The sequence below is a fragment of the Aeromonas sp. 11P genome (assembly GCF_051920165.1).
In the GTDB taxonomy this organism is placed as follows: domain Bacteria; phylum Pseudomonadota; class Gammaproteobacteria; order Enterobacterales; family Aeromonadaceae; genus Aeromonas; species Aeromonas veronii.
This window is the reverse complement of the sequence record NZ_JBQBDJ010000004.1, coordinates 3,257,453-3,272,852: the sequence shown is the minus strand read 5'-3', so window position 1 is coordinate 3,272,852 and position 15,400 is coordinate 3,257,453. Positions and strand designations below refer to the sequence as shown.

At 59.2% G+C, this 15,400-nt stretch carries 19 protein-coding genes; 11 read left to right on the top strand and 8 right to left on the bottom strand.

The features are described from left to right. Window positions 1-13 precede the first annotated feature (13 nt). From ACTG1P_RS15100 to ACTG1P_RS15075, 6 genes are all read right to left on the bottom strand, one after another. The gene (locus ACTG1P_RS15100) at window positions 14-1,453 is read right to left on the bottom strand and encodes an RNA polymerase factor sigma-54 (protein WP_005336331.1); all 1,440 of its coding nucleotides are present in this window, start codon (window positions 1,451-1,453) and stop codon (window positions 14-16) included. A 65-nt stretch (window positions 1,454-1,518) separates the two neighbouring features. Beyond that, on the bottom strand, window positions 1,519-2,244 hold the full coding sequence (gene lptB, locus ACTG1P_RS15095) for an LPS export ABC transporter ATP-binding protein (RefSeq protein WP_005336333.1): 726 nt from the start codon (window positions 2,242-2,244) through the stop codon (window positions 1,519-1,521). A 3-nt stretch (window positions 2,245-2,247) separates the two neighbouring features. Beyond that, window positions 2,248-2,775, bottom strand: coding sequence for a lipopolysaccharide transport periplasmic protein LptA (lptA, locus tag ACTG1P_RS15090; RefSeq protein ID WP_257696213.1), 528 nt, complete (start codon window positions 2,773-2,775; stop codon window positions 2,248-2,250). Beyond that, window positions 2,762-3,322 carry an LPS export ABC transporter periplasmic protein LptC gene (gene lptC / locus ACTG1P_RS15085; RefSeq protein WP_440001618.1) on the bottom strand — a complete coding sequence of 187 codons (561 nt, stop codon included), beginning with the start codon at window positions 3,320-3,322 and terminating at the stop codon, window positions 2,762-2,764. The genes lptA and lptC overlap by 14 nt, the downstream gene beginning before the upstream one ends. Next, window positions 3,319-3,873: a 3-deoxy-manno-octulosonate-8-phosphatase KdsC gene (kdsC, locus tag ACTG1P_RS15080; RefSeq protein ID WP_108542371.1), complete on the bottom strand. Its 555-nt coding sequence runs from the start codon at window positions 3,871-3,873 to the stop codon at window positions 3,319-3,321. Before kdsC ends, lptC begins: the two co-directional genes overlap by 4 nt. Next, on the bottom strand, window positions 3,873-4,868 hold the full coding sequence (locus tag ACTG1P_RS15075; RefSeq protein WP_440001617.1) for a KpsF/GutQ family sugar-phosphate isomerase: 996 nt from the start codon (window positions 4,866-4,868) through the stop codon (window positions 3,873-3,875). Before ACTG1P_RS15075 ends, kdsC begins: the two co-directional genes overlap by 1 nt. 207 nt (window positions 4,869-5,075) lie before the next feature. On the opposite strand from ACTG1P_RS15075, the gene mlaF reads away from it, so the two are divergent. Genes mlaF through murA form a run of 7 tightly spaced genes read left to right on the top strand, consistent with a single transcriptional unit; the run spans window position 5,076 to window position 9,596 of the window. Continuing rightward, window positions 5,076-5,876 carry a phospholipid ABC transporter ATP-binding protein MlaF gene (gene mlaF, locus ACTG1P_RS15070; protein ID WP_005336343.1) on the top strand — a complete coding sequence of 267 codons (801 nt, stop codon included), beginning with the start codon at window positions 5,076-5,078 and terminating at the stop codon, window positions 5,874-5,876. Further along, window positions 5,876-6,655: a lipid asymmetry maintenance ABC transporter permease subunit MlaE gene (gene mlaE / locus ACTG1P_RS15065; protein ID WP_005336345.1), complete on the top strand. Its 780-nt coding sequence runs from the start codon at window positions 5,876-5,878 to the stop codon at window positions 6,653-6,655. The genes mlaF and mlaE overlap by 1 nt, the downstream gene beginning before the upstream one ends. Before the next feature lie 7 nt (window positions 6,656-6,662). Next, the gene (mlaD, locus tag ACTG1P_RS15060) at window positions 6,663-7,160 is read left to right on the top strand and encodes an outer membrane lipid asymmetry maintenance protein MlaD (protein ID WP_005336348.1); all 498 of its coding nucleotides are present in this window, start codon (window positions 6,663-6,665) and stop codon (window positions 7,158-7,160) included. Between the two features lie 2 nt (window positions 7,161-7,162). Further along, on the top strand, window positions 7,163-7,795 hold the full coding sequence (locus ACTG1P_RS15055; protein WP_005336350.1) for an MlaC/ttg2D family ABC transporter substrate-binding protein: 633 nt from the start codon (window positions 7,163-7,165) through the stop codon (window positions 7,793-7,795). Continuing rightward, window positions 7,792-8,064 carry an STAS domain-containing protein gene (locus ACTG1P_RS15050; RefSeq protein ID WP_005336352.1) on the top strand — a complete coding sequence of 91 codons (273 nt, stop codon included), beginning with the start codon at window positions 7,792-7,794 and terminating at the stop codon, window positions 8,062-8,064. The genes ACTG1P_RS15055 and ACTG1P_RS15050 overlap by 4 nt, the downstream gene beginning before the upstream one ends. Beyond that, the gene (ibaG, locus tag ACTG1P_RS15045) at window positions 8,064-8,321 is read left to right on the top strand and encodes a BolA family iron metabolism protein IbaG (protein WP_005306001.1); all 258 of its coding nucleotides are present in this window, start codon (window positions 8,064-8,066) and stop codon (window positions 8,319-8,321) included. Before ACTG1P_RS15050 ends, ibaG begins: the two co-directional genes overlap by 1 nt. Before the next feature lie 18 nt (window positions 8,322-8,339). After that, on the top strand, window positions 8,340-9,596 hold the full coding sequence (gene murA, locus ACTG1P_RS15040) for a UDP-N-acetylglucosamine 1-carboxyvinyltransferase (protein WP_005336355.1): 1,257 nt from the start codon (window positions 8,340-8,342) through the stop codon (window positions 9,594-9,596). Between the two features lie 87 nt (window positions 9,597-9,683). Here the strand turns inward: murA and pmbA are convergent, their stop codons facing one another. After that, window positions 9,684-11,027, bottom strand: a complete 1,344-nt coding sequence (pmbA, locus tag ACTG1P_RS15035; RefSeq protein WP_440001616.1) for a metalloprotease PmbA — start codon at window positions 11,025-11,027, stop codon at window positions 9,684-9,686. Between the two features lie 114 nt (window positions 11,028-11,141). On the opposite strand from pmbA, the gene yjgA reads away from it, so the two are divergent. Both yjgA and ACTG1P_RS15025 read left to right on the top strand, forming a co-directional pair. Next, entirely contained in the window at window positions 11,142-11,666 is a 525-nt protein-coding gene (gene yjgA, locus ACTG1P_RS15030; protein WP_005336359.1) for a ribosome biogenesis factor YjgA, read from the top strand. Window positions 11,667-12,063: 397 nt separating this feature from the next. Further along, window positions 12,064-12,846: a gamma-glutamyl-gamma-aminobutyrate hydrolase family protein gene (locus ACTG1P_RS15025; RefSeq protein ID WP_440001615.1), complete on the top strand. Its 783-nt coding sequence runs from the start codon at window positions 12,064-12,066 to the stop codon at window positions 12,844-12,846. A gap of 12 nt (window positions 12,847-12,858) precedes the next feature. Here the strand turns inward: ACTG1P_RS15025 and ACTG1P_RS15020 are convergent, their stop codons facing one another. Further along, window positions 12,859-13,242, bottom strand: a complete 384-nt coding sequence (locus ACTG1P_RS15020) for a hypothetical protein (protein WP_040069030.1) — start codon at window positions 13,240-13,242, stop codon at window positions 12,859-12,861. Window positions 13,243-13,387: 145 nt separating this feature from the next. Here ACTG1P_RS15020 and ACTG1P_RS15015 point away from each other — a divergent pair, with 145 nt between their 5' ends. Together ACTG1P_RS15015 and ACTG1P_RS15010 are read left to right on the top strand one after the other, a co-directional pair. Beyond that, on the top strand, window positions 13,388-14,914 hold the full coding sequence (locus ACTG1P_RS15015; RefSeq protein ID WP_440001614.1) for a cyclic nucleotide-binding domain-containing protein: 1,527 nt from the start codon (window positions 13,388-13,390) through the stop codon (window positions 14,912-14,914). A gap of 45 nt (window positions 14,915-14,959) precedes the next feature. After that, window positions 14,960-15,358: an STY0301 family protein gene (locus ACTG1P_RS15010; protein WP_440001613.1), complete on the top strand. Its 399-nt coding sequence runs from the start codon at window positions 14,960-14,962 to the stop codon at window positions 15,356-15,358. Window positions 15,359-15,400 lie beyond the last annotated feature (42 nt).

The following is a 15,400-nucleotide window of genomic DNA, read 5'->3' as shown; positions in this document are numbered from 1 at the left end:
TCCTTTTGTTTGCCTAAACCAGGCGTTTGCGCTGATTGGAAGGTGGGATAAACAAGGATTCGCGATACTTAGCGATCGTGCGTCTCGCCACCATAATACCCTGTTCGGCCAGCAAATCCGCGATCTTGCTATCACTTAACGGCTTGGCAGGATTCTCTGCCGTGACCAGCTTCTTGATGAGCGCGCGAATTGCGGTCGATGAGCACTCTCCTCCTCCTTCGGTGTTCACATGGCTGGAGAAAAAAAACTTCAATTCGAAGATACCACGGGGGGTATGCATGTACTTCTGGGTCGTCACCCGGGAGATGGTCGACTCATGCATCTCCACCGCTTCGGCGATGTCATTGAGCACCATGGGCTTCATCGCCTCTTCACCATACTCGAAAAAGCCCTGTTGCTGCTCGACAATGCAACTGGCCACTTTCAGCAGGGTGTCATTGCGACTTTCCAGGCTCTTGATGAACCACTTGGCTTCCTGTAAATGGGAGCGGATAAACTGGGTGTCGGTACTGCTGCGGGCGTTGCGGGCCATGGCGGCATAGGTCTCGTTGACCCGGATGCGGGGGGCGGAGTCGGGATTGAGCTCGACCACCCACTTGCTGCCCTTCTTGACCACGGAGACGTCGGGGATCACGTACTGGGAGTCGCTCTGGATGATGCCGTTGCCGGGACGCGGCTCCAGCAGCTGGATCAGATCCAGCACCTCCTTGAGGTCGCTCTCCTTGAGTTTTGTCTTGCGGGCGAGGGTGCGGTAATCCCGGTTGCCGAGCAGCTCCATGTGCTCGAGGATCACCTCTTTGGCCTCGTTGAGCCAGGGGGTCTGAGGGTCATACTGGTCCAGCTGGATCAGCAAACACTCCTGCACAGAACGGGCAGCAATGCCGACCGGATCGAAGTGCTGAACCCGCTTGAGTACCGCCTCGACCTCATCGAGTTCTACCTCTACGTCATCGCTGGTGACGGCAGCCTGGATATCCTCCAGCGCAACGGTCAGATAACCGGATTCGTCGATGGCATCGATGATGGCGAGCGCGATGGCGGCATCCACATCGCTAAACGGTGTGAGCCGCATCTGCCACAGCAGATAATCCTGCAGGTTTTCGGTGGTTTCACCCTGATAGACGCTATCTTCCCCATCGTGGATGGGGCCCGCGCTCTGGGCGGTGCCGGCAGAGTAAACCTCGTCCCAGGTGGTATCCACCGGCAACTCGTCCGGCATCTGCTCCTGGGCCATGGCATCGCTGGAATCCAGCTGGCTGGCATCGACCGGCGCTTCCGGACTGGTCTCTTGCGCCTCGCTCTCTTCCTGCTCCAGCAGAGGGTTGTTTTCGAGCGCTTGCTGAATTTCCTGCTGAAGTTCCAGAGTGGAGAGCTGGAGCAGACGAATCGCTTGTTGTAATTGCGGCGTCATGGTCAGGGACTGACCGAGACGCAACTGTAATGTCGGCTTCATCTACGTCGGGATATCCTTATGTTCAGCGAGGCACTCGTCAAAGGAAATGAAGGCATGCCCCCTTACTATAGACTGAATTGATCGCCCAAATAGACGCGCTTGACCTGCTCATCGGCAAGGATGTCAGCCGGTGCACCTTCGGCAATCATCTTGCCGTGGCTGACGATATAGGCCTTCTCACATACGTCCAGAGTCTCTCTGACGTTGTGGTCGGTAATCAAGACGCCAAGGCCTCTATCTTTCAGATGCTGAATGATCTTCTTGATGTCTATCACAGAAATCGGGTCAACCCCTGCAAAGGGTTCATCCAGCAGAATAAAACGCGGCTCGGCCGCCAGTGCACGGGCGATCTCGACCCGACGACGCTCACCGCCGGAGAGGCTCTGACCCAGGTTGTCGCGAATGTGGGTGATGTTGAACTCTTCCAGCAGTTGCTGAACCTTGTCCTCACGCTCCTCGCGACTCAACCCCTTGCGGGTCTGCATCACTCCCATCAGGTTGTCGAACACCGACAGGCGACGGAAGATGGAGGCCTCCTGCGGCAGGTAACCGATGCCGTTACGCGCCCGCACATGCATGGGCTGCAGGCTGATGTCCTGATCGTCGATGGTGATGAGACCGGCATCGCGCTGCACCAGCCCCACGATCATGTAGAAGGAGGTGGTCTTGCCCGCCCCGTTGGGGCCGAGCAGGCCGACAATCTGGCCGGTGCCCACTTCAAGGCTGACGTCACTCACCACCATGCGGCGCTTGTAGCTCTTCTGCAGGCCCACTGCTTTTAACACTGCCATGGCTTATTTTCCCTGCTTCTTCTGGTCGGCGGGCTTGTCGAAATTCTCTACCTGATCAGGCAGGAATACGGTTTTGACCCGCTGGCTCGGGCTCTTGCTCTCGGCGATCATCTTCTGTTTGACGATGTCGTAGCGGATCAGATCGCCATTGACCTGGCTATCTTCCTGCTTGAGCTGACCGTTGCCGGTGATGGTCACCAGCCGGTTCTTCAGCTCGTAGCGGATAGTGTTGCCGTGGGCATTGACCGGCTTACCGTTATCCAGGATCTGGAAGAAGGTGGCGGGTTTGCCGTAGGCAGTCATCACCTCGGCCCCTTTCTCGCCGGAGCGGGTCACTACCACCTTGTCAGCCTTGATCCGGATGGTGCCCTGATTGATGGTCACATCCTCTTCGAAGGTGATGCGGTTGTCCTGCATCTCGGCCACCTGTTTGACTGCATCGACGTAGACCTTCTCGGCAAAGTCGGACTCTTTGGCGGTCACCGCACTACACAACAACAGGGCTGCGAGGGCCAGATTAGCGTTTTTCATTGAAATAGATGGCATGGCCTTGATCCAGTAACTCAAAATATTTGCGGTCCAGATGGCCCTTGAGGCCAACCCCTTGGGTCTGGAAATCCCGACCCAGAATGTTCACTTCTCGGTTGCTGCGCACATCCTGTGTCACCAGATCCAGCTCCAGATAGGGGGTATCCAGTGTGGAGATGAAAGAGGTGGGCAGCAGACCATCCAGATGCACCTTGTCCCGCAGGATGACGTTGTCGCCGGTGTTGAGCACGCCGGTTTCGGCGGTCACCTTCCACTCGGCGGCACCCTGATCGTCATATATGTAGACCACCGGCTTGTCGAAGGTGGCCTGCTCGAGGATTTGATAATACTCGGCGTAGGTCGACTCCAGCCGCTCGGTGCGCTTGCCGTTGATATCAAAACGGGTGGTCACCAGATCTTTGGCGACAAAATCCGGCTGATAGTTTTCGATTTTGACGGCGCTCTCCGGCACCAGCTCAACCTTGCCCAACTGCCAGGCAACCAGCGCGACCAGAAACAGCAGGGCAAACAACAGGGTCTGTCTGCTCATACCGAGGCCTCGGGCTGATAATCGTCGTGGCCCTGCGCCTGCAAAATGAGGTCACACACCTCGCGCACCGCGCCCATGCCACCGCCAAGCCGGGTCACCATATCGGCACGACTCAGCACCAGCGGATGGGCATCGGCCACCGCGATACCCAGGCCGCAGGCGGCCATCACCGGCAGATCGATGGTGTCATCGCCCATATAGGCAGCCTGTTCCGGGCTCAGCCCCAGCTTGGCCAGCAGCGCTTCGAAGTGAGGCAGCTTTTTATCAGCCCCCTGCACCACATGAGCCACCCCCAGGCTTTTCATCCGATCACTGACGATTCGGGAGTTGCGCCCTGTGATGATGGCGATCTCGATCCCGGCATTGAGCAGTGCTCGCATGCCCGCACCATCACGGGTGCAGAAGGTTTTCAGCTCTTCGCCGTTGTTTCCCATGTAGATGAGGCCGTTGGAGAGCACCCCGTCCACATCGCACACCAGCAGGCGGATTTGCGCCGCCTTGTCGAACTGGCTGCGCGTCACCGGACCATAGAGGGTCGGTACGTTTTGCATCAAATTACTCCGGCTTTCAGCAGGTCGTGCATGTTGAAGGCACCGAGCGGGCGCTTGTCACCATCCACGACCAGTAATCCGTTGATTTTTCTCGTTTCCATCAGCTTGACGGCTTCCGCAGCCATCATCTCTGGACCTACGGTAACACAGTTGGCCGTCATTACGCGGCTGATGGGGGTGTGATGGATATCGATCTGCTGGTCGAGAATGCGGCGCAGGTCGCCATCGGTAAATAGCCCGGCCAGCAGGCCATTGCCATCGACCACTGCCGTCATACCGAGCCCCTTGCGGCTCACTTCCAGCAGCGCCTGGCTGATGGTGGCATCGATCCCCACCCGGGGCAACAGCTCGCCACTGTGCATCAGGTCGCCAACCCGCAGCAACAGACGCTTGCCAAGGGAACCGCCCGGGTGAGAGAGGGCGAAGTCATCGGCGGTAAAACCGCGCGCTTCCAGCAGGGCGACCGCCAGGGCATCGCCCATCACCAGGGTTGCCGTGGTACTGGAAGTGGGTGCCAGACCCAGCGGGCAGGCCTCTTTCTCCACCTTGATGCACAGATGCACGTTGGCCTCTTTGGCCATGGTGGAGGACGGATTACCGGTCATGCAGATGAGCGGAATGCCGCGGCGCTTGAGTACCGGCAGCAGAGCCAGGATTTCGTCGCTCTCGCCGGAGTTGGAGATAGCGATGATAAGGTCGCCACTGGATATCATCCCCAGATCGCCGTGACTCGCTTCTCCCGGGTGAAGGAAGAAGGCCGGTGTGCCGGTGCTGGCGAGGGTGGCGGCGATCTTGCTGCCGATATGGCCCGATTTGCCCATGCCGGTGACCACTATCTTGCCACCGCAGCGCAGCACCATTTCGCACGCCTTGTCGAAGGCGTCATTCAGATACTGATAGAGTCCATCAATGGCTTGCTTTTCTGTGTCCAGCACCGCGCGGGCACTGCGACGAAAATCGAACAGTTCAGACACTTTCTCAGGCTTTACAGACATAAAGACACAGCTCCGGGCCGAAATTAGCTGCGGGATTATAAAAAAGTCTGCCCGGATAAGCGAATCGGATGGCAAATCCCGCTCTCAATGACGCACTTTGTTACAGAAAACTGTCGTGCAAATGGGCTTGCAGCCTGTTCAATAGTTGTTCCTTGCTGTTGCTTAGACCTAGACTACCCCATAAAATTCGCACCTCATTTACACCGGATGGACAATTGTTTGAACAATGACCTGATCACCATCTCCGATCTGACCTTCAGTCACGGAGATCGGCTGTTGTATGACGGGATCAACCTGACCATTCCTCGTGGCAAGGTGACCGCCGTCATGGGCCCGAGCGGCATCGGTAAAACCACCCTGCTGCGGCTGATCGGTGGCCAGCTCAAGCCGGAGTCCGGTCACATTCTGTTTGACGGGGAAGATATCCCCACCCTCTCCCGTTCACGCCTCTATGAAGTGCGCAAGCGGATGAGCATGCTGTTCCAGAGCGGCGCCCTGTTTACCGGCATGACGGTCTACGACAACGTGGCCTTCCCGCTGCGAGAGCACTCCGGCCTGCCGGAGGAGCTGATCCACACCATCGTCATGATGAAACTGCAGGCGGTGGGCTTGCGCGGCGCTGCAAAACTGATGCCCTCCGAGCTCTCGGGCGGCATGGCGCGCCGGGCGGCGCTGGCACGTGCCATCGCCCTTGACCCCGACCTCATCATGTATGACGAGCCGTTTGTCGGGCAGGATCCCATCACCATGGCGGTGCTGGTCAAGCTGATCAAGGAGCTGAACGATGCCCTTGGTATCACCTCCGTCATCGTCACCCACGACGTGAAAGAGGTGCTGAGCATCGCCGATTACGCCTACATCATTGCCAATCGCAAGGTGGTGGCGCACGGCACGCCGGATCAGCTGCGCGAGGAGCACAATCCCGAAGTCGAGCAGTTCCTCAAAGGATTGCCCGATGGTCCTGTTCCGTTTCATTTTCCGGCAGGCGATCTGCTACAGGATCTCTGATGTTGATAAGTCAAATAAGCAAGCTGGGGCGGGTCGGGGTGCGGTTTATCAGCTCCGTCGGTCGCGCCACCATCATGTTGTTCCATGCGCTGGCGGGCAAACCCGAGCCGCGCAAGCACTTCCCGCTGCTTGTCCAGCAGCTCTATGTGGTGGGTGTGCAGTCGGTGGCCATCATTCTGGTCTCCGGCCTGTTCATCGGCATGGTGCTCTCGCTGCAGGGTTACAACGTATTGAAGGATTTCGGCGCCGAGCAGAGCCTGGGACCGCTGGTCTCCCTCTCCCTGCTGCGGGAGCTGGGTCCTGTGGTCACGGCGCTGCTGTTTGCCGGCCGTGCCGGTTCGGCCCTGACCGCTGAAATCGGCCTGATGAAGGCCACCGAGCAACTTTCAAGCCTAGAGATGATGGCGGTCGACCCGCTGCGCCGGGTGGTTGCCCCCCGCTTCTGGGCTGGCGTCATCAGCATGCCGCTGCTGGCCTTTATGTTCAGCCTGATCGGCATCTTCGGCGGCAAGCTGGTCGGCGTGGACTGGCTCGGCGTGGACGAAGGGGGCTTCTGGTCTGCCATGCAGGCCTCCGTCGACTGGCATGAAGACATCATGCAGGGCGCCATCAAGAGCCTGATTTTCGCCCTGGTGGTCACCTGGATTGCGCTCTTTAACGGCTATGATGCCAAGCCGACCTCGGCCGGGATCAGTCAGGCCACGACCCGAACTGTGGTCCACTCATCCCTCGCCGTGCTCGGCCTGGATTTTATACTCACTGCAGTCATGTTTGGATAAGGTAAAGATGAAGTTCAGCAAAGTAGAATTCCTGGTCGGCACCTTCATGCTGGCTGGCATCGGTGCCATTCTGGCACTGGCCCTGCAAGTGGCCGGTTTGAGCTTCAAACCGGAAGGAGAAACCTATACCCTGCGCGCGCATTTCGATAATATCGGCGGCCTGAAAGTCCGTTCGCCGGTCAAGGTTGGCGGCGTGGTGGTTGGTCGGGTCAGCGACATCGTGCTCGACCCGAAAACACAGGTGCCCGAAGTGACCCTGATGATGCAAAAGAGCGCTGGCGAGTTCGCCGATACCAGTTCCCTCTCCATCCTCACCTCCGGTCTGCTCGGCGAGCAATACATCGGTCTGGCCCCCGGCTTCAGCGATGAGGAGATGGGCACCGAGATGCTCAAGGATGGCGACCTTATAGAAGACACCAAATCCGCCATCGTGCTGGAAGATCTGATTGGCAAGTTCCTCTACAGCCAATCCTCCGACAGCAAATCAGACAGCAAGAAGGAGTAACCATGTTCAAGAAAATCGCCCTGCTGCTGGGTCTGATGACCAGCATGCTCTTTTCCCTGTCTGCCCAGGCCGCAGTCGATGCCACCGACCCCAACGCGCTGGTGGATCAGGCTGCCAAGCAGACCTTTGCCCGCCTGAAAGCCGATCAGGCCCAGGTGAAAAGCAATCCGGATCACCTGCGGGTGATCATCCGCGAAGAGCTGTTGCCCTATGTGGACAACCGCTTCGCCGCCTACAAGGTGCTTGGCAACCAGATTAAAGAGACCACCGAAGCGCAGCGCAATGCCTTCGTCGAGGTGTTCACCGAGTACATGGTGAGCTCCTACGCAGATGCGCTGGCCCATTTTGACAAGCAGACCGTCAAGGTCGAGCCGGGCAAAGCCCCCAGCGGCAACATCACCGCCGTCAACGTCAGCGTGAAAGAGGCCGGCAAGCCGGACATCTTCCTCGAGTTCAAGCTGCGCAAAAACAACAAGACCGGCGAATGGAAAGCCTTCGACATGGTGGCAGAGGGGATCAGCCTGCTTTCCGCCAAGCAGAGCGAGCTGGGCGGCCTCATTCGCCAGAATGGCATCGATGCAGTGATCGCCCAGTTGCGCGAACACAACGCCAAGCCGCTGGTACTCAAACCATGACCCTCAGCGGTGAGCTGCAGGCGCCACAGGTCAATGACCTGTGGCAACGCCGCGCCGAATGGTGGCAGGACGACCAGCTCGAGCTCGGCGGCGTCACCACCCTCGACTCCGCCGGACTGGCCCTGCTGGTCAAATGGGCCAAAGCCGTATTAGCGCGAGGCGCCACACCGCAACTGGTGGGCGCCTCCAGTGATTTCTATACCCTGGCCAACCTCTACGGGGTGGCCGGGCTGTTTCAGTCAACCCCGCTCACAACTGAGGACGCATAATGCAAGTCTCTGAAATTGAAGCGATACTCCTTGAGGCTCTGCCATTGTCCGAAGTCCATGTCAAAGGGGACGGTAGTCACTACCAAGTGATCGCCGTCGGTGACATGTTTGACGGCATGAGCCGGGTCAAGAAGCAGCAGGCCATCTATGCCCCGCTGATGGACAAGATCGCCAGCAACGCCATTCACGCCCTCTCCATCAAGGCGTTCACCGACGCCGAGTGGAAACGCGAACGTAAATTCCTATTGCCCTCCTGATTTGGTAACGAAGTAAAAATGGACAAATTCAAAATCGATGGTCGTTGTACTCTCAACGGCGAAGTGACCATCTCCGGCGCCAAAAACGCCGCGCTGCCGATCCTGTTCGCGACCCTGCTCTGTGATGAAGAGGTACACCTCTCCAACGTGCCGCGCCTGAAAGATGTGGGTACCACCATCAAGCTGCTGGAGATGCTGGGCGCCACCACCAAGGTCAACGGCAACGTCACCGTGCTGACCGGTGCGGTGAACAACCATGTCGCTCCCTACGAGCTGGTGAAAACCATGCGCGCCTCCATTCTGGCGTTGGGCCCGCTGGCTGCCCGTTTCGGCGCGGCTGACGTCTCCCTGCCCGGCGGCTGCGCCATCGGTGCCCGTCCGGTCAACCTGCACGTCCACGGCCTGGAGCTGATGGGCGCCAAGATCACCATCGAAGATGGCTACATCAAGGCTCGTGTCGATGGCCGCCTGAAAGGCGCCCACATCCTGATGGATATGGTCTCAGTGACCGGTACCGAAAACCTGATGATGGCCGCCACCCTGGCTGATGGCCGCACCGTGATCGAAAACGCCGCGCGCGAGCCGGAAGTGGTCGATCTGGCCAACTTCCTCAATACCCTAGGTGCCAAGATCCAGGGCGCGGGCACCGACACCCTGACCATCGACGGTGTCGAGCGTCTGCACGGCGGCAACTACAGCGTGCAGCCTGACCGCATCGAAACCGGTACCTTCCTGGTGGGCGCAGCGGTCACCGGCGGCAAGATCACCTGCCGCAAGACCGACCCGACCCTGCTGGAAGCGGTACTGGTCAAGCTGGAAGAGGCTGGCGCCCTGATTGAGAAGGGTGAAGACTGGATCACCCTCGACATGACTGGCCGCACCCTCAAGCCGGTCACCATCAAGACTGCCCCCTACCCGGCCTTCCCGACCGACATGCAGGCACAGTTCACTGTGCTGAACGCCGTCGCCAAAGGCACCGGCATGGTCACCGAGACCATCTTCGAGAACCGCTTCATGCACGTTCCCGAACTGGTACGTATGGGTGCAGACATCGAACTGCAGGGCAATGTGGCTATCTGCCGTGACACCGAGCAACTCAAGGGTGCCCAGGTGATGGCGACCGATCTGCGCGCCTCCGCCAGTCTGGTGCTGGCCGGCTTCGTGGCCGAAGGCTCCACCATCGTCGACCGTATCTATCACATCGACCGTGGCTACGAAGATATCGAGCAGAAGCTGCAGGGTCTGGGTGGCCGCATCGAGCGCATCAAGGGCTGATAGCCCACTGATCTCTAGCCGATAAAAAGGCCCCCTCGCGTTGGCGAGGGGGCCTTTTTCATGGTTTCGGTTCTGTTGAAATCGGGATCAGTGGCCCGCCAGCTTCATATTCTCTACCAGCACCGAGCCGGTCTTGAGACTGGAGCGCTCATCCTCGTCACGACCTACCGCCACGATATGGCTGAACATATCGGCCAGATTGCCGGCGATGGTGATCTCCTCGACCGGATAGGCTATTTCGCCATTCTCGACCCAGAAACCGGCAGCGCCGCGGGAGTAGTCGCCATTGACGATATTGACCCCCTGCCCCATCAGCTCGGTCACCAGCAGACCGGTGCCCATCTCTTTCAGCATGCCCTGAAAATCCTGGCCGGTATTGGAAACCTGCCAGTTGTGGATGCCACCAGCATGACCCGTAGTAGTCAGCCCGAGCTTGCGGGCAGAGTAGGAGGTAAGCAGCCAGCTCATCAGCTCGCCGTTACGGATGATATCCATGTCGCGGGTACGCACCCCTTCCCCATCGAATGGGGTACTGGCGAGCCCGCCCAGCAGGTGGGGGAACTCCTGAATGGTGAGCCACTCGGGCAGGATCTGCTTGCCCAACTTGTCGAGCAGGAAGCTCGACTTGCGATAGAGGTTGCCGCCGCTGATGGCCATCACCAGGTGGCCCCACAGGCCAGAGACAGTGTCTGGGTGGAACAGCACAGGCGCGTGACGGGTAGAGATCTTGCGGGCGCCGAGGCGGGAGACAGTACGCTCAACGGCTTCGTCGGCAATGCGCTGCGGGCTCCAGAGCCCGTCGAGGGTACGGCTGGAGGAGTAGCCGTAATCCCGCTGCATGTCGCCATCCTGCTCGCCTATCAGCACGCAGCTCAGGGAGTTGCGCGACGCCGCATAACCTTTGACGAAGCCGTGGCTGTTGCCATAGACCTTGATGCCAAGATGGCTGGAGAAACCGGCGCCGTCGGAGTGCTTGATGCGGGCATCGCGGCCCAGAGCGAGTCGCTCGCACTCGATGGCCAGCTCGATGCCGCGCTGGGGATCCAGCTCGATTTGGTGACACAGTTGCAGGTCGGGGGCATCCCAGGCCAGCAGCTCGGCGTCCGCCAGACCGGCGCAATCATCGGCCGAGGTGTGGCGAGCAATCTCGATAGCCGCTTCAACGGCGGCACGAATGGCGGGTTTGCTCAGATCGGTGGTCGAGGAAGATCCCTTGCAACCATCGCGATAGACGGCGATGCCGAGGGCGCCATCCTTATTGAATTCAATGCTTTCCAGTTCACAACCCCGGGTGTTCACCGACAACCCGGTCTGCTTGCTGATGGAGACTTCGGCCAGCGAGGCGCCCAGTCCTTTGGCTATCTCCAGGGCTTCGGCAACCACGGCCTCGAGATGGGCTTGATCCTGGCGGATTTGGTCTTGCTGATCCATAACTCACATCTGTATGAAAGAAGGAAAGGGGGGTAAGCATATCAGACCCCTGCGCCCAGCGGGAGAAGCTGGTAACATATCCGCCAAACGTGAATGACAGGAATCAAGAGACCGATGAGTCAATATCAAGACGACAACGAGTTCGAAGACTGGGGCCCCAGCAAGAGCCAGCTCAAGCGCGATGCCGAAGCATTGCAGAAAATGGGGGAGGAGATCGTCTCCCTCAGCCACAGCGAGCTGGAAAAAATCCCGTTGGATGAAGAACTTGCAGAAGCTGTCGAGCTGGGTCGCAAACTCAAGCCGAAGAAGGATGAGTCCTTCCGTCGCCATCTGCAGTTCATCGGCCGCCTGATGCGCAGCCGCGATATCGAGCCGATTGCCGAAGCGCTCTCCATCATCAAGAACCGTCACTCCACCGTGAATGCCCGTCTGCATCGGCTGGAGCAGTGGCGCGAGCGCCTGATCACCGAAGGTGACAGCGCCCTCAACGAGCTGATGTCCCAGTTCCACGAGCTGGATCGCCAGAAGCTGCGCCAGCTGATCCGCTCCGCCAACAAGGAGCGGGAGCTGAACAAGCCGCCGGTCGCCTACCGCGAGATGTACCAGTATCTGCGCGGCGAGATCGAAGACCTGCTGTGATCCCCGAAACACGCCTCCCCTTGCGGAGGCGTTTTTTTATGCACGCCCCGCCACTCCCGCCCGCATCACAACACCCACCTCGTTTAATATATCCACCACAAAGCAGCCGTTTTATGCAAAGCGATGGCTTGAAATGGCCACAAACAGGCTGTTTGGCGAAGATGCAAGCCACAACTATTAACATTTTTGCATCATTTTGTTTGACATATTGAACAGCCTTGGCAGACTGGAAGCAGGATCCAGGCTGTCGTTGCCGAGGCTGACCGACGATTCTGCCCCCGGGCCGACACGGGATCCCTTGACCATGCTTTGAGGCATGCCCTTGTCCGGTTTATGTGCAAGGGTCTGCCCAAGGCGCAGGATGCGAATTCAACGCCAAGGATAACTCAGGTGCCCTATGCCGACGCCTTCACTCCCTCCCAACCGTAAACCCGTCGTATTGATGACCATGGGCGCCCAGCCCCGCAACGGCCACGCCTATCAGGTGATGACCCACAAATACATCATGCCGCTGGTGGAGATAAGCGGCTGCGTCCCGCTGCTGGTACCCACCTGCTGCGGCACCGCCGATCTGGAGCAGTATCTGGATCTCGCCGATGGGATCTATCTGAGCGGTGCCGGTTCCAACATCGATCCGGCCCTTTACGGCCAGAAGAACCTCACGCCAGAAAAACAGCAAGACAGGGATCGCGACCTGTTCGATCTGCCCCTCATCAAGGGGGCGCTCGCCCGTGGCTTGCCGATCCTCGGGATCTGCCGCGGCATGCAGGAGATCAACGTGGCGCTGGGGGGAGACATTCATCAGAAGGTCTATAACGAGCCGGGTTATGACGATCACCGGGAGGATGCCGACGATCCGGTCGACGAGCAGTATGGGCCGAGCCATCAGATCAAACTGCTGCCGGGCAGCTGGTTTGCCGAACTGATGGGGGAAGAACAGATTCCGGTCAACTCCCTGCATGGACAGGGCATTAACCGGTTGGGGAAGGGTCTGGAGCCGTTGGCCCACGCCGAAGATGGGCTGATAGAGGCACTTCATGCTCCCGCACTGTCACCCTTTTTGCTGGCAGTGCAGTGGCATCCGGAGTGGAAAGCCAATGAAAACCCCCACTCCATCAAGATCTTTCAAGCCTTTGGCGATGCCTGCCGCCAGCGCTGTGCATTGATGGCAACGAGTTAATCCCTCATCGATTCAGTCGCCAAACCCGCGCGCCTTGAGCTTGGGCAGTCCGCCCCGCTCGGGGCGCAAGGTGCGGCAAATATCCATCCCCTTGAGCCCGCGCTGGATATGGTCAGGCGAATGGCCAAACACCATGCCGTTGCTGCGGTAGAGGTTGTTGTCATCCAGCTCGAACTTCTCGCCGCCAATCAGCAACTGCTCGCGGCCATTGACCGTGTCACCCCGCTTGATGGGCACCTTCATATCACTCAGCACCTCGCCGGTGGCACACCCCTCACGCCAGCGCGCCTCGCTGGAGAAGGGGGTAATGGCTATTTCACGCCAGGAGCCATCCCGGAATTCGACCCGATACTTCTCGGCCAGCAGGTCGCAGCCAGCCAATGGCAGCAGGGCCATCAAACAGATGATTTTCTTTGAAAATTTCACTCAATCGCACTCCTTTGCCCGGTTCTGCACAGGATAAATAAATTGCCGCCCCAACGCACCATTTCCCCGCGCCGCAGCAGCTATGCTGGAAATAAAACCACAATAAGGTGCTGCTATGGCTGGCGAAAACCTCACCGCGCTACCGACGCTGATCTGGATTGGCGAACACCCGTTCTGGACCCTGCTCACCCTCTCCCTGATGCTGATCCACTTCTGGCGCCGTCCGGGACAGCGACGGGAGCTGCTCTCCGAGCTCAGTTTCGTGATGATTAGCGCGGTGGTGATCCTGCTGATCCAGCTGGAAGGGGGCTGGTTCAAACTGCCGCTGCCCCATCAATTGCTGCTCGAGATCTCCACCCTCTTGGCCGGCCTGATACTGGTCAAGATATGGGGGATCCTGCTGTTCGAGTTTCTGCTCCCCCTCTGCCATGTGCGGATCCCGCGGATCATCGCCGATATAGTCATCACCATCGGCTATATCGGCTGGGGTCTGTTTCGCCTCTACGCCTCCGGCATGGCGCTCGGGGAGATAGTCACCACCTCGGCGGTCATCACCGCGGTTATCGCCTTCGCCATGCAGGACACCCTTGGCAACCTGCTGGCTGGGGTCTCCATTCAGCTCGACAACTCCATCGCCATCGGTGACTGGCTGCAAGTCGACACCACCCAGGGCCGGGTGGTGGAGATCAACTGGCGTGCCACCACCATCGAGACCCGCAACTGGGAGACAGTCGTCATCCCCAACAGCCACCTGCTCAAACAGCGCTTCACCGTGCTCGGGCGCCGCCGTGGCGAACCCTTGCAGTGGCGGCGCTGGGTCTGGTTCGATCTGACCCTGGATACCCTGCCGACCCAGATCATCGCGCTGATCGAGAAATCCCTGCGGGAGACCAAGCTCCCCTGCGTCGCCAAGCATCCGCAACCGGACTGCCTGCTGATGAACGTCGAAGGAGGGATTGCCCGCTATGCGGTGCGCTACTGGCTGACCGATCTGGCTCGCGACGATCCGACCGACTCCATGGTGCGCAGCCTTATCGATGCCGCCCTGCGTCGCAACGATCGCCGCCTCACCCCGCCGATCTTCAACGTCTTTATGGCCAAGGAGAAGCAGCATCTGGATGCCCGCCACAAGCGCCACACCGCCGAACGAACCGATACCCTGCGCAAGCTGCCGCTGTTTGCCATGTTGCAGGAGAACGAGCTGCTCCAGCTGGCCGATCAGGTGAAGTTCGCCCCCTTCGTCAGCGGCGACATCATGCTGGAGCAGGGGGATGTCTCCAGCTGGCTGTTCGTGCTGGTCAAAGGGGAAGCCGAGATGGTGGTCAATGTCGAGGGGCGGGAGCTGAAGCTTGGTACGCTCAACGCGGGAGACTTTTTTGGCGAACTGAGCCTGCTCACCGGCGAGCCCAGCTCCTTCACGGTACGGGCGGTGGCCACCGTCGAAACCTATCGCATCAATCAGGCAATGTTTCAGGAGTTGGTGATGCAGCGCGAGTCGCTGGTCGAGCCCCTCTACCGGGTGCTGAGCGACCGCCAGCAGGAGCAGCGGGCGCTGCTGGAGCGGGAGGCGGAAGCCATGAAGCAACCACCACAACAGCTTGATCTGCTTGATAAACTGATGAAGCTGTTCGGTGGCAGATAACGTAGCATGGCATCGTATTGAGGACGTGAAGAGAGAACAGCAGCCATGTTACTGACCACCCTGGCCCTTGCCGCCAGCCTGCAATTTGATTGTCCCGCCACCATCGAGACTCGCCAGCAGCTGCTGACCCCGCAGCAGGGCTGGCAGGCGTTCACCCGCAATGACGATGGCAAACCGGACGAAACCCTCAGTCACCGGCTCGATAATCTGGCCCTGTTCGACGGAGAGCCTGCCGAGCTGGCCCAACTCAAACCGGATAATGGCGACAGCGACGAGATCCACTACTGGAGCCAGCTCGATAGCAGCCTGCGCCCGCTCTATCTGGTCTGCCGCTATCAGAACAGCGCCATCACCCTGCAGCAGGCGCTGCCCGTCGGCATCAGTTACTGCCGCGTCAACCAGCGCGACCGCTACACCCTGCTCGGGCTGGTTTGTCGCAAATAGCGGGCGTAACCCCTTGCCATATATCGCTATTCGATGACAGCC

Coding starts and splice junctions, on each gene's coding strand:
- ACTG1P_RS15100 (WP_005336331.1), bottom strand. CDS start 1,453: ATGAAGCCGACATTACAGTTGCGTCTCGGTCAGTCCCTGACCATGACG.
- lptB (WP_005336333.1), bottom strand. CDS start 2,244: ATGGCAGTGTTAAAAGCAGTGGGCCTGCAGAAGAGCTACAAGCGCCGC.
- lptA (WP_257696213.1), bottom strand. CDS start 2,775: ATGAAAAACGCTAATCTGGCCCTCGCAGCCCTGTTGTTGTGTAGTGCG.
- lptC (WP_440001618.1), bottom strand. CDS start 3,322: ATGAGCAGACAGACCCTGTTGTTTGCCCTGCTGTTTCTGGTCGCGCTG.
- kdsC (WP_108542371.1), bottom strand. CDS start 3,873: ATGCAAAACGTACCGACCCTCTATGGTCCGGTGACGCGCAGCCAGTTC.
- ACTG1P_RS15075 (WP_440001617.1), bottom strand. CDS start 4,868: ATGTCTGTAAAGCCTGAGAAAGTGTCTGAACTGTTCGATTTTCGTCGC.
- mlaF (WP_005336343.1), top strand. CDS start 5,076: ATGGACAATTGTTTGAACAATGACCTGATCACCATCTCCGATCTGACC.
- mlaE (WP_005336345.1), top strand. CDS start 5,876: ATGTTGATAAGTCAAATAAGCAAGCTGGGGCGGGTCGGGGTGCGGTTT.
- mlaD (WP_005336348.1), top strand. CDS start 6,663: ATGAAGTTCAGCAAAGTAGAATTCCTGGTCGGCACCTTCATGCTGGCT.
- ACTG1P_RS15055 (WP_005336350.1), top strand. CDS start 7,163: ATGTTCAAGAAAATCGCCCTGCTGCTGGGTCTGATGACCAGCATGCTC.
- ACTG1P_RS15050 (WP_005336352.1), top strand. CDS start 7,792: ATGACCCTCAGCGGTGAGCTGCAGGCGCCACAGGTCAATGACCTGTGG.
- ibaG (WP_005306001.1), top strand. CDS start 8,064: ATGCAAGTCTCTGAAATTGAAGCGATACTCCTTGAGGCTCTGCCATTG.
- murA (WP_005336355.1), top strand. CDS start 8,340: ATGGACAAATTCAAAATCGATGGTCGTTGTACTCTCAACGGCGAAGTG.
- pmbA (WP_440001616.1), bottom strand. CDS start 11,027: ATGGATCAGCAAGACCAAATCCGCCAGGATCAAGCCCATCTCGAGGCC.
- yjgA (WP_005336359.1), top strand. CDS start 11,142: ATGAGTCAATATCAAGACGACAACGAGTTCGAAGACTGGGGCCCCAGC.
- ACTG1P_RS15025 (WP_440001615.1), top strand. CDS start 12,064: ATGCCGACGCCTTCACTCCCTCCCAACCGTAAACCCGTCGTATTGATG.
- ACTG1P_RS15020 (WP_040069030.1), bottom strand. CDS start 13,242: ATGGCCCTGCTGCCATTGGCTGGCTGCGACCTGCTGGCCGAGAAGTAT.
- ACTG1P_RS15015 (WP_440001614.1), top strand. CDS start 13,388: ATGGCTGGCGAAAACCTCACCGCGCTACCGACGCTGATCTGGATTGGC.
- ACTG1P_RS15010 (WP_440001613.1), top strand. CDS start 14,960: ATGTTACTGACCACCCTGGCCCTTGCCGCCAGCCTGCAATTTGATTGT.